The sequence below is a fragment of the Variovorax sp. Soil_C_33 genome (genome assembly GCF_057656935.1).
The window spans coordinates 272,150-284,864 of record NZ_JBDGJK010000005.1 but is presented as its reverse complement, the minus strand read 5'-3'; the positions used below and the strand labels follow the sequence as shown (position 1 = coordinate 284,864).

At 56.3% G+C, this 12,715-nt stretch carries 5 protein-coding genes and 2 pseudogenes; 1 reads left to right on the top strand and 6 read right to left on the bottom strand.

What is annotated here, in order from left to right; all coding sequences use genetic code 11:
• Positions 1–5: 5 nt before the first annotated feature.
• A pseudogene (locus tag AC3A6B_RS10650) lies at positions 6–203 on the bottom strand (SOS response-associated peptidase family protein); the annotation flags it as partial.
• A gap of 85 nt (positions 204–288) precedes the next feature.
• Between AC3A6B_RS10650 and AC3A6B_RS10645 the strand changes: the two are divergent.
• A complete protein-coding gene (locus tag AC3A6B_RS10645; RefSeq protein ID WP_487836676.1) occupies positions 289–1,137 on the top strand; it encodes a hypothetical protein in 849 nt (282 codons plus the stop codon).
• A 266-nt stretch (positions 1,138–1,403) separates the two neighbouring features.
• Here the strand turns inward: AC3A6B_RS10645 and AC3A6B_RS10640 are convergent, their stop codons facing one another.
• The 5 genes and pseudogenes from AC3A6B_RS10640 to AC3A6B_RS10620 all read right to left on the bottom strand — a co-directional run bounded on the left by AC3A6B_RS10640 (position 1,404) and on the right by AC3A6B_RS10620 (position 12,648).
• Positions 1,404–2,459: an LPO_1073/Vpar_1526 family protein gene (locus AC3A6B_RS10640; protein WP_487836675.1), complete on the bottom strand. Its 1,056-nt coding sequence runs from the start codon at positions 2,457–2,459 to the stop codon at positions 1,404–1,406.
• The gene (locus AC3A6B_RS10635) at positions 2,456–2,698 is read right to left on the bottom strand and encodes a hypothetical protein (protein WP_487836674.1); all 243 of its coding nucleotides are present in this window, start codon (positions 2,696–2,698) and stop codon (positions 2,456–2,458) included. Before AC3A6B_RS10635 ends, AC3A6B_RS10640 begins: the two co-directional genes overlap by 4 nt.
• 2,471 nt (positions 2,699–5,169) lie before the next feature.
• Positions 5,170–5,262 (bottom strand): annotated as a pseudogene (locus AC3A6B_RS10630) (AAA family ATPase); the annotation flags it as partial.
• Positions 5,263–5,930: 668 nt separating this feature from the next.
• Positions 5,931–7,667 (bottom strand): hypothetical protein, encoded by a 1,737-nt coding sequence (locus AC3A6B_RS10625; RefSeq protein WP_487836673.1) that lies wholly within the window; start codon positions 7,665–7,667, stop codon positions 5,931–5,933.
• A gap of 286 nt (positions 7,668–7,953) precedes the next feature.
• Complete coding sequence (locus tag AC3A6B_RS10620; RefSeq protein WP_487836672.1) at positions 7,954–12,648, bottom strand: hypothetical protein; 4,695 nt, start codon at positions 12,646–12,648, stop codon at positions 7,954–7,956.
• Positions 12,649–12,715 lie beyond the last annotated feature (67 nt).

Sequence of the window (12,715 nt, the reverse complement as noted above, 5' to 3'; positions counted from 1 at the left end):
TCGCATCAAGCTGCCAGACGATGCTCGTAATATGGCCGTTCTCGAACGTCGAGGATGGCGTACTGCGCCGCCAGGTTGCTGCGATCAGGCCGCAGCCAAGCGTCCATGTTCTCCAGCTTGAGGATGATGCAGCGGTCGTGGCCTGCAGCCGCACCTTCGGGCGCCGGGTCATCGGTGATGGATGCGAAAGACAAGAGCTCGGGCTAATCCGGTCAGTCGTCCTCCTTTTTGAGGTTGCACCCACTTGCACATCGGGGCACGCTTCGCACTTTGTCGGGAGCCTGTCCTATGGCAACAGAACTTGGTGATTTTGCGAGTCTTGAGCGGGCAGTAGCCAAGCCGTCACGCGTGCCACTTTTCGTCGCCATCCTTTTGCTCTTGGCAATGTTTTCCCTTGTCAAATTAGCTCTTGATCTGAAGCCAGAACCGGGAACCAAAGAATTTGCGGGCCTCTATGGTGCAATCGCAGCGGCATTAATCGCATCTTTCTCTGGGATAGTGATGTATATCTCTCAACAGCGTGATAAAGGAAGGTCGGAGGGTTTCAACTTTCTCAACACGGTGTTAGGTCGTTATGCGGATCACTATTACAAGGCCCAATGGGAAAGACATTCTAAATTATTGGAGCTTGGTAATCAGGCTGCGGTCAAAATAATGGATCTCGAATACTTGGACGAGCAGCGGAAGCGAGAGCGTCACGATGAGGCAATGTTGCAATTGTCGATGGCACTCATGTCTTCCACCCGCGCATTCAGAGTGCTAACAAAATTTCGCCCGAGTGCCGAAGAGAACGCATCTGTGGAGCCATTGGTGGGTGGGTTGACAGTTGCACTTGCGGCGCGCGAGCAGTTTCGCCTAGCAAGGCAACAGCTCGTCGGAATCCGCTCCATGGATGCCGGTTTCGCGGAGCAGATCAAAAATTATGCACACTTGCTCAACGACATCATCATTGATTTAAGACAGAGGCCCGACGCGGACGGAATCGGGTCATATTTGAGTTTGATGGAGGGGTATCAGGCCCAACTCCAAAAACTCGATGCCGACATCGGGCAGGTACTCCAAGGTGAACTGGCGCCAAAAAAGGCGCAAGACACGTTCCAAGTGACACCTCTCAGTAACCAACGGCAGATGCCGTGATGGTGATCGGGCGGATTGCACCCACGCGAACGGAAGGCATCAAACGGCCAGCCGCTTTTAGTCAATTCGCTTCGCGGTCGCGCTTCGACAAGGCGCGCGGGTTGGCGAATGTTAGCTTTCGGTTTCGCGATATTCGAGCCAAAGCGGCAACCGACACCCGCGAGGTAGTACATTCGCAAAAACTGTTGGCGCACAAAAATCGCGAAATAACGGAACATTATGCTCGAAGTCGAATTGGCGAGTGCGTTAAACCGCTGCGTTAACTACTACGCATCTTTGATCCAGATAGATAAGGGCGCGAATTCACCAGTGAAACGTTTTATGTTGGCGTGCGCTATTGCCATGCCGACACTCGTAAGCGTCAGTTGGCCGATTCGTGTGCTCGTCCACAAATCAACCATCGCGGGCATGAACGGCGTTAATCCGCGCACTTTCGCCCGTATCTCGTCTGGAGAAAAGCTTCCCAAATTGAGCAAGTTTTTCAGCTTGACGCCGTCCTCAGGCTCTATCTTTTTGGATTCAATCTTTTCATCCATCAGTATGTCACCGAGCACACGCACTTGAAGTTTGCTCGAGTCTGTCACGCACGGGCCGATGAATTCCTGACTGGCACCGGGCGACAGCTGTACCGATTCGACTTGGGAAGCATCTACTCCTTTTTGAAATAGTCCTCGATACTGCATGGTGAAAACATTCACGATGTCATTCATGGCAAACTGATTAGTGATGCCGCATCCGGTGAACGCAATATGATCAATTGACGAAGATGAAATTGCCAATTGACTCGCCACAGGACCTAGATGCTTTTTGAGACCTTCCGCCAAAGAGGCCAAGCTCTGCGCCTGAACACGAACATGCATGACGAAGAAAATCAGTGATAGCGTATTGATCTGGGCAGTTGTAAGCTTGGGCGCAACTCTTAGCGATTCGCTGAGGACAATTTGAAGAGTCGTGCGTGACGTCTCTTTTGATCTGTCCACAAGCAGATCAACAAGGAGATCTCCAAGGTCCACTTCACCTGTTTTTGCGTATTCTTTTTGCACCGTAAATACGTCATCTTGAAACCCAGGCGTCTGAGTTTCTCGGAGACCTTCCGGATGCTCTTTCTCCATTTTCTGGATTAATTTATCAGTGATCTCTTCACCGCGTGCATCGGCGGTTTGCTCCGCCATGCCGCGATATTCAAGCAAATTAGCCTTTAAGACGTCTATGGCTATTTGCCGGGCCTCGGAAGCCGAGACGCCATTAATAATGACGTCGCCTTTCGCTTGGATTGCGGTGCTGCCTCCCGATGCGATCTGCTTCTGTTTCCAAAAACTCATTGTTTGACGCTTCCCACTTTAGCGTCCCGCCCAGCTTGGACACCCACAGAGCCACTGCTAACCACTTGCTCTTGGCTCGCAGCAACCTCTTCCTTGGAACGGACGAAAGTGCCTAGGAGCGTCACAGCGGCGGCAGCGGCAGCTCCTGTTGATTCAGGTTTGAGATCATGAAAGGCCCAGACTCCGGATGCAACCAACCCAACCGCGGCGCACAGACGAATGATCAGTTTCAGGGTCATGTAAGCCCCTTTTTGTAGAAATGAAGCCGTGATTATAGAAACGCCCAGGACCCGAATCGGGCGCTGGGGCGCATGAATGCAAGTGGCCTGGGGCGGCATCGACCCAAAGCGACTGTACACAAGCGCAACGGCTGCCGGGATACCTATCTATCTAGATCAATTCGTTTGAATTTGTCCCCGAGAAATGAGAATTTATGCTCAACAAGACCAGCAAGCCTTGCATCTGCTGTTGCATAGAAGATCTGTCGCTTCCCCGCGAGCGCGAGATCTCGGAGGTGATCAAGAAAGGACAGCGAGTTGAAATCGTCGACATGGGCAACTGGATCGTCGAACAACAGCACAGGTGGCGCGGTCTGAAGCTTCGCATTCATGGCCAGAAAGACAGATAGCACAAACGCCGCGCGCTGCCCTGTGCTGATGTCGCGAAGGGTTATCGCTTTGCTTGGATCATCAAGGCGGAACAGCGGCGCCTGTGCGTCTCGACGTACACCATACTCGTGAGGAGAATGAATCTTCCGAAACACCGAGTCGGTTGCTTCTTGAACTCCGAGGAGCTCTGCATCGGTGGCATCAGCGAGCGCCTCGCCTTGTTTGAGTTCCAAGAGTTCGTCCGAAGCGGACCTGACACGCTTCTCGATCGCCTCATACTCTTTGATGTGACCCTCGACTTGAGCAAGCTGCGCTCTTGCTGCAACCTCACTCGCGCGGGAAGAGCTTTCAGTGGCGATGGCTGCTGCAAACCGCTCCGCAGCTTCCTTTGCGCTTTCGATTCGTGGCCCGATCACAGTGATATCGTCATGCTCCTCCAAGACGAGGGAACCCCGCAACTCATCGATCAAAGCGCTCGCATTCCGCAGTAGCGTCAGGCGATCACGTGAATCCCTTAGGACGCGGTCGATCGTCGCAGTGGATTCAAGAACACCGAGGAGAGTCGAGTACAACTCGGACGTCACCCTTGCTCGCTCGACTGAATGGCGATGAAGTTCTGTGTCAAGGTCCTTGATTTCCTCCGCCCTTTTCACAAGTTCTTCGTCTGCGCTACCAGCGCGCAGCACATCAATGCCCAATCCACTCGCCAGTTGCCGAAGTGCCGTGGTTCTCTTCCGGTCAAGGCCCGCCAGAGTCAGCGCCGACAACTGCTGCGAGACATCGGCGAACGATCCTTGTGAATCTTCGAGTACTTCGCGCTGCGACTGATAGTCCGAGAAGGCCTCGCGAGCAGAAGTGCTCGCCTCCGCGAGACCTCGGCGTGCTGCATAGGCCCGGAGAGAGCTCAACGTAAGCCGTCTCGATTCCATCTGAGCATGGCTTTGTTTGGCAGTTTCGAGTGCGTTGAGAATCGGCACAGTTCTATCCGTCGATATCTCCGACGCCATCGCTTCCAGTCGCTGGTTAAGCTGACCCGAGTCGAAGGGTGTTGCGCAAACTGGGCAATCCTTGTGACTAGGGTCGATTTCCAACAGATGGCTGGTCAATGTCCGCAGCTCCGCGATCAATGATGCTGTCGATTCCTGAGTCGCGCGCGCCGCTGCGAGCTCACCGTTGAACTTCGAAATCTGCTTCTCAAGTTCATTGCTTTGCTTCAGCGCAGAGAAAAACTCATCACTGAGTGGACCCTCGGCACTATCCATCCATGACGGCATATCGACGGGGATCGGATCTCCACCAATCGTACTGCGAAGCGCCCCGAGCTGTTGCTCCAAGCGTTCGAATCCGTCGACCACACCGAAAGCGCCCAGTTGCTGAGCGTGTTGAATCGCCTTGATGTCCTCCAACTTCTGTTGCATCTTGTCTCTAGCAACACTCGTGAAGCGAACCTTCGCATCCACCTCGGCGATCTGCGCATGTAGCCCGTCAGCGAGGGTGAGAGTGGAGTTCGCTGCTTCGAGCGCTCTGGAGACCGTCGCGGGTGAAACGGTCTCCAACCCGAGGTGCGCGGCCCTCAGCTCCCTCACGATTGAAGATGCTCGTGCCAAAGCAGGCACAGAAGTCGACGCGACGGTCTCCCTCGATATCTCCTTCACCCAGCGAAGTCGCGAAAGATCCTCAGCAAGAGCAGAAAGGTCGGAGTCCGAGGCGCGTGGCGATGCCGCTGCCGACTCGATCAGTGCCTCTATAGCCACCTTTCTTCGGGTTGCCTCATAGAGGGCAGTCTGAGCGCGTGACAACTCGGCAGCAAGAGGCTGTTCGAGACGCGATATATGATCCCATAGCTCTGCAGCCTGAGGGCCCGCTACAAGCCTAGACAGCATGTCTTCGAAGGTGAGCTTCGCGTTCCTCTGCCCGAGCATTGCTGCTTCGTCGGTAGCCAAGAAGTTGAAGCGTGAAAAACTGTTTGATAGAGTGCTCCCCTTCAAGTCCCGCTGTCCGTACCACTCAAGATTTCGCTGTTTGGCATCTGCAGTCTTGCTCGGCGCTTTTGTATCCAGCCAGGCTGCTGAGTCTTTGAGTCTGACTCTGACATGCGCACCCTTTGGTGACATGGTCCGGGCGTTCTCTTGGCAGTACGCATACTCAATGGCCTCGAGTAGAGTGGTCTTACCGACACCGTTGCTCCCGACAACAAGGTTGACGGTGCCGAGAGATTCGAACGATCGCCTGTTCGGCCAATTGCGAAACTGAACCAGATCAATTGCATCGATGAATTTTGTCGCAAGGGGCTGCACGCTCCTCGGCTTGCGATCGCGATCAGCCTTGAGCGGCTGCTTCCCAGTTAGCCCCTTCGCGATAGCCCGAATCGTCTCGGTAACAGGCAATTGATCCAGCACAACGCCAAGCTGCGCCCTAAGAAGCCGGTCCGTCCATCTTCCGACTACATCTGGCCCGACAATCTCGGCCTGCTGCGCCAGCGAGGGTTCCAGCTCTTTGAGCGCTGCCGGCAGTTCATCCTGCTTCAGGACAAACTTCCGCGCATAGCTGCGGTCCTTCTCGATCTGTCGTTTGTCATCGGCGAAGGAGGCGCTCGCCGCTCCATCGGGACCAACGAGCAGGTACAGGTAGTGATTCCAGCGCAGATCACCAGGCGTCTCGAAATAGCTCGGGCCGATCAGCTCATCCTGCCGTTGTTCTAGGTGCTCCGCCCAGTCCTTGAGGTCATTCGACAACGCAAAATAGTAGATTGCGTACGGGTTGCCGGCTTGATCGGTCCGCTCGCCTCGAACCACTCCCGTAGAGAGGCGCGTCACATTGGAAAGTCGTGCTCCCACCTGGTTACCGAGGATATCCGTAGTAATCATTTCTCGGGCTCCATGAAATTCTTGCCGGGCTGCGCGTCGGTTCCTGTGATCGACCGGGCCATTGGGGGATCAAAACGCTTTACATCTTGCCCATCGCGGTAGAGCACACAGAACCGATCCGCTAGCGGACTACCTGAAGTAGTCGCCCTAGCCTTAGCATAAAGTCCCGCGAGCTCACTCTTCAGCGGACTTTCTCCGGCATAGATGAGCGTCGCCGGGTTGTTGCCGCCAGTGGATATCACGTTGCAGTGGGGGGCAGCGCTGGTCCAACCGAAACGGTATCCACCTTGGAGATCCGTCATGCGATTCGGCAACGGCAAGGCGACCGCAGGAATGCTTGCGAGAGCGCTGATAGTTCGTACGCGCTGGTCTCTGAATGCCCGCCCGTCAGGGTCCAGAGCAACCGAGACGCGTCGCATGACCTCAGTTCTGTCTAGACAAAGGGACGGGAGCGTCATTGCCGCAAACCAACCTTGCATCGGTCCAAAATCGCCACTCGTGATGCATGAGAGCCGCTCGACGGCCAACGGGCTCGCTGCGTGACACTCGTTCATGAGGGTTGCTGGCGCCCCATAGTCGTCTGTCATCGCTTCGAATCCGTCATCGGACGGCTGCTCTGACTCGGCCCACATCTCCTTGTTTGCATCCCACTGGAGGACGTTTGTCAATTCTGGGCCGCGACGTCGTGACAATGGCGCCGGGACCGCGTGATGTCGGACCTTCGTCGTCTGCAGCAGAAACGCGCCTGGCTTGTAGGTGAAATGGAGCATGTGGCGATGCTGATCGCTGTCGCGCGTGTAATACAGCCCATGACGATGGTTCTTCTCAACGTGCTCGTCGTCGGTTGCAAGCTTGTTGGACTTAGAGTGCCATGCCGAGGCGCTAATGTTGGTTTTCGCTATGGGCTTTGCTCCCTCCTGTAGATCAAAGACGATGTTCTCAGCCCAGTTTAGGCAGACCACTTCGGTTCGGTCGCAGTCAAACTCATACAGTCGCCTTCGATAGCGCATATAAGCCTCTTGCCTAGGCTTATCGTTGAGCTGCAAGTGCAACAACAATAAATTCTCGTAGTTTGCATCCACCAGATCATCAGAAAGGTCGAAGGCATCAGAGCAAATGATGGAAATTAATCGAACCTCGTTGCCACGTTCGAAGAGATACACGGTCTCTCCCCGAGCCATGCGCGTTGCCTCTATGTTCTGAGGGTCGCCAGATGGCACCGTTTTGAACTGGAGAACCATCGCGATTCTCGGCGCGTTCGCGTCAAGCGTCTCAGTATGAAAAATGTAGACGAGTGGATCAAGATACCGAGCAGTAGCTGGCTGAGCAGGAGGAACCGGGTCGTACAACACGTCCGCCCATTTGAAAAACCGGTCCTTCAGGCCATTCAGATCGGCAAGCGACAGGCTTTCACAGCCTAAGACCCAAAGCTGTCCCGCCGCCGGGCTAACCTCCGAGTCAAGCAGGTCCTCAATGGATTCCCATGGGAAGCTGTACTCTGGTGTGACCAATAGTTCTACCGACCTTGCATGTGCTTCTCGCGCGATAGCTGCGAACAACTTGCGCGCACCTACTCGATCGGCATTGCGTATAAAGTCGTCACGCACCTGAATATGCGCCTTAGGCTGCACTAGCAAGGCCGTATATGGGGCCTCCGATGGCTGAAGCATCGCGAGCTTTGGATACTTCAGGTTGTTAGCCTGCAGCAAGTCGCTTATCGGCTTGATGTTCATGTCGCTGTATGCCTCAGGAAGTTGCTTTGATGCCAGCGCCAGAAGCCGCGAAGTCGATCCTGATATACCCATCATCTAGGCGAAGCAACGTTCCCTCATGGCGCGCTCGAAAGCATACCAAGAGGTTACAGCATGTTGCGTGGCGGGCGTTCGCGAACGATTGACGTTGTCCCGAATTCAGCGATCCGTCCAGAGCTCGGCGAGCGCCCGTCGCGCTGGAAGCCCATCAAGTTAGTCGCGGCGTCAAGGGGCAGAAGTACCTTGGCGATCGGCCTAGGTACTCCTTTTAGTGCTTCACGCCGTCCAGGGTTAGCCACTTGGCCGGCGCGTCTTGGCCAAAAAAATGGCTGGCCAACCCCGGAGTGCTTTCCTCGCGCTTCTTGAACCTGCGGTTCATCGCGTAATCGTTGAGCTCCATGTGGATCGCGCGCAAGCGGTTCAACTCTGAGCCTTCTGTCGCGGTTGCGCCTAGCTTCTTCATCCAAACGTGCGCTCGCCGGTCTGCGCAGCTGAGAAAAACGCGCCAAGCTGCAAACGCGTCGTCGGCATCACTCGCAGTCACGAACTTGCGCCACCAGTACTTGGCGAACGCTGCCTCGTTCGACCAGCGCTTCATATGGTCCTTCAGAGCCTCCCAGGAGCCGAACCTCTCTCCTTCGGGCCAGTCGAGTTCTTGAACATTGGGAACCCGCCGCAATCCGTCCACCACGATGGCACGTTTGCGGCGCCACAGCACATCGGACGTGGCATCTTCCTCCACAAAGCGGTCGAGCCATGCGTCCTGATCGTTCAACTGCGCTGCGATGACCAGCTCGAAGAGGTCTTTGTCGGTGTTGCAGCGCTCCAATGATGTGTGATCGGATCGTAGGGCGAGGACCTCTTGACTTTCCTTGACGCGAAATGCGATGTGAATCAGCTCTGCGATGTCCGCCGCACCCTTGAATTGAGTGCGCAAGCTGTTGCAAAGGGCGCGCCACAACGCAACGCCCTCGGCTGGCGCATGCTCGAGAAGTACCTCGCACAGCGTAATATAGAGTCCCTCCGCGGACCGTACTTTGTTGGAGAACTCAGCTGCGACCTCGCTTAAGCCCTCCAATGTCTGCATCCACGGTGCCGGCGCCGCCTTGAAGGCAGCTTCAACGCTCTCATAAGAAAAGGAGTGCAAATAAAGGGCGTAGCCGCCGTTGCGAAGCTTATCGATGCTTGCTGACGCCCGTCCGGCTAGTGCCTGCATACGCTTGCTGGCCTCTTCTGCGCTTTCGTTCAGGCGCTCCAGAGAGGCCGAAAAGTCCTCATTGTGCTGGGCGGGACGTTCCTGAACGCTGACATTTGGCAGTTCCCGGCTTGTCGGAACGCGAATCGACAGGATGCCATCGAACTCCGGCAGTGTGCCCGACGGGGAGTTAACAACGGCCAACAGACGTCGACTCGCCTCTTCCAGTTCTTCTGGTTTGCCTCCGCGAATGACCGCCGCATCCAACCAGCGCCACGGTGCTATCTGAGCGAGTACGTCTGCAAAACTCAAATGCGACGAAGCTTCAGCGATCGCGTGACTACCGTAGTGCGCAAAGAACTGATGCTCGTCGTTTGCCTTCCAGTTCCTCGCCATCAGTGCTCGCCCGCAAACCCGGGGCGCACTTGAAGCCAGCGACACAAATGCAATCGCTCTCATCTGTTCGTCATTGTCCCAAAGGTGATCGACGAGCGCCTCTGCCAGTTCATCGGCATCGGGCGGCACCTGATACGCCATGACTTGCATTACCACTCTCGCGGCCTTGTCACCAGTTGCGCCATTCGTACGAAGAAACTCAAGCAGTTGCGAAGCGGTCGCGGTTCGCACGATCGCCATCAGGTCATCCCAGAACGAGAAGTCCTGCGCATTCAGAAGCACCAACAACTGCTCCGCCAGAGGCTTGTGCAGCAACTCCATCTCTAAACACCACGTGTTTGCATACCGCTCGTTGCTCGCAAGCTTTGAGCGAGTACGAAGACCGGTGAACTCTTCGCTGCCCCTGCAGGTTGCCGCGAGGGCGAGCTCAGGAGCCGCATGAGAAGCCCAGTATTTTTCCTCCCCTTGTCTGGACGCAAGCACCCCCAACCGCCTGCGCGTCGTCTTTGCGAACTCCTTCGGAGCAAACCTAGCCCCTAGCAGTTCGAGTCCTTCGAACTTGTGCTGCTCGGACGTAAGCCGTCCAACGGCGTCGATATTCTCGAAACTTTGCTGCTGCAGGTCCCTTTCGATTGCATGTGAGAGTTCACCCGGCAAGGATAGTTGCGGATGTGGAACGAAGATGCCCAACCTGTCCAGGCGTCGGCTCGCCGGAATCGCAGCATCCTCCAGTACCTGCTGGATGTGCCGGTACTCAAGCCGGAACAGCGAACTTGCTGGATCCTTCAAGTAGTCCTTGTCGTAGAACCACCCTTCGCCGAAGCGCTCGTCCACAGCCCGAGCCTTAAGCTCATGAGTTTCCTCGCCCGTCGCGCGCAGCAGTAGAGCTGCGGCTCGGTTCCGCAGTCTCGCGTGCACACCCGGCTCGTGCGCGGTCGCAAGCACTTCTTCAGCCAACTCGACCAGTGCTGCACGCGCCTTGACGTCGTCTCGACTTGCGACCAAGACGAGCCACTTCAGTCCTGGCCAGCATTCGCCCCGCGAGTCGACTTGCACGGCCTCCCTGACCGCAGCCCTCCGAAATACCGGCAGAAACCGCGATACTTCGTGCCCTTCAAGGATGCCTGGTATGGCCTTGGCAGGGTCGCCTTGGTGGATGTGGTTAAGTTCAAGCGGCTCGCCCAGCACGAGTAGCGTCCCGGGAGAGACTGTTCCGATTCGCAGCAATAGCCTCTGCTGATGGTGCTTGGCGTAGTGATTGGGATCAGCAACTTGCTCCGGCCGCGGCAGGTTTATCCAACTGCACCAGTCGAGCATTCGTGCCGTGATCGCGTCCCAGTCTTCGTTGCGAGCCAGGGGCAGGCGACGCAGGTGCTGTACCGCAAGGAGAAACGCCGCGGCTCTGGACTGCAGTGTCGATTGTTCGATGACGGAAAGCATCGAGCGCGGAAACGCATCTCCGAATACATTCACATCTTGCACGTATCCCTCAGTTGGATTCTGCCCATTCATCCACGTGCTTAGCAGGGCGTCGGTGATGGGAATGCCGTCATGCCCAGTTGTGGAAGAAAGAACTGCGAGGGCAGCGCATAGGATGTCGGCGACTTCATCGATCGCCGCAATGGGCTCCAGCCATTTGCTCAGCTCCGACAACAACGTCTCGAACGATGCAGTTTCCACTTGCGACAGTGTGTCCAGCAGTGCTAGACCCAAGCCCAGGGTGGCGGACTGCTGTTCCAGGACATGCTTTGTGCCGGTTGGAGTTTTGACGGCGCGGAAGACGCCGCCGTCAATGATGTCGCTCAGGCGGCGGGCAACTTCCTCCTTGGACAGGTGCGGGGCCGATACCGTTGCTGCAATCTCATTGACCGACACGTGTTGGCCGCCTTTCCCTGTGGCCTGCATCTTTGCACGGTGTTCCTTGGCGCGCTCTATCAACCAGCTGACCCAGGCGTCGTCCGTCAGAGTGCTATGCTGACGCAGTTGAAGAACGTCACGCCCATACTCAAAAAGAAGCCGTGGAACGCTCGCCTCGGATTGCAGAGCAAAGCTGTCTTTCAGGCGCAGCACCAGCGGAAACAGCCTAGGCATTGAAGCAAGATTTACGAGGGACGGATGTAGATCAGTCCGGCTCATCCCGTGCTGCCCAAGAAGCTCATCGAATTCTTTTTTGTCGTACGGCCCCACTGGAATCTGCGTTGGTCTGGTATGCAGCTTGTCGAATCGACGAATGTCTGTCTCGAAGTAGTGCCGGCGCGCAGTGACTAGCAACCTTGCCTTCCCCGTCAATGCTTGCCCCTGAAGCGCTTGGGCGAACGCGCTCCAGTCCACGTGTGGTTGCTGATTCAAGCCATCTACAACGAATAGGAACGCGGCGCCCTCATCGGCTGGCCGGCCGATCAGACGCTCAACACGTGCTCGCCAATACTGGTCCCCTAACGAGGACTTCGTCATTGCGCGTAGGCTACGCGCGAGTAGGTCCTTGGTTCCGGTCTCGGAGAGGTAGTAGCCGTTGACGAATTCATTGGCCCCCAAAAGGACGACGATGGGAAGCGACGTGGCGGTCCGGTTTACCCAGTCCAGGACGACCCACGTCTTGCCAACACCTTCAACGCCTGTGACGACAGCAGGCGTCCTCACGTCAGGCGGACTGACCCACCAGCCGCTCAGCTGATAAAGCGGCACCACACGTTCAATAAGGTGAACACCACTGCGTCCTCCGGCGGCATCTTGGTTGAGGGCCGCCTTTGACTCCGCGCTGTCTTTCCAGACTTGACTCAAGTAGTTGAGGGACGACGCCCGCAGGTTGTCGAACCCAATGTTCCAGTACGCCAGGTCGAGTCGCAGGTTGTCGACAGTGGCGCCCACGTGTGGCTGGAGCGCTCGAGCAGCGTTGGCCGCAGCCATACCCAGATGTTGTTCGACCAAATCCGGCCAAGTCGCACATAGCGAAGCGAGCCGATTGATTCCGACGCCGCTGGGAGGAGGCGTCCAATCAACCACGACGATGGGGACACCCAGCTCTGTGCCTGCATCTCGGGCGAGGTTTTGCTCCGTCTCGCTGACCACTTTTGTGGCAGCAAGAACCCAGGCCTCCATGAACCTGTCTTTGATCACCGCTTCCATTACCTCGCCGGCCAGCCCACGCGGGTCTAGCCGTGTGGTTTCACGGTAGCGTTTGCACTCCACGCGAAGGCGGCGACCGCGAAGGCCCGCTGTTCCCGCATCGCCCCCAAACTGCGAACCGGTCTTAGAAACCGAGACGCCTACATCGCCAATCAGTCGGCTCGTGAGATCCGCAACGAGTTGCTCGAATACCGAATCATTGTGTGTCTCGAGCTGGACCTTCAGCTCGCCCAGGTTGGCGTTCAATGCCGTCGAACTTGTAGTACTCATCAAGGCTTCTCCTCGTGCTTCCGATTATCAGCTTGTACTCAAG

Coding starts and splice junctions, on each gene's coding strand:
- AC3A6B_RS10645 (WP_487836676.1), top strand. CDS start 289: ATGGCAACAGAACTTGGTGATTTTGCGAGTCTTGAGCGGGCAGTAGCC.
- AC3A6B_RS10640 (WP_487836675.1), bottom strand. CDS start 2,459: ATGAGTTTTTGGAAACAGAAGCAGATCGCATCGGGAGGCAGCACCGCA.
- AC3A6B_RS10635 (WP_487836674.1), bottom strand. CDS start 2,698: ATGACCCTGAAACTGATCATTCGTCTGTGCGCCGCGGTTGGGTTGGTT.
- AC3A6B_RS10625 (WP_487836673.1), bottom strand. CDS start 7,667: ATGAACATCAAGCCGATAAGCGACTTGCTGCAGGCTAACAACCTGAAG.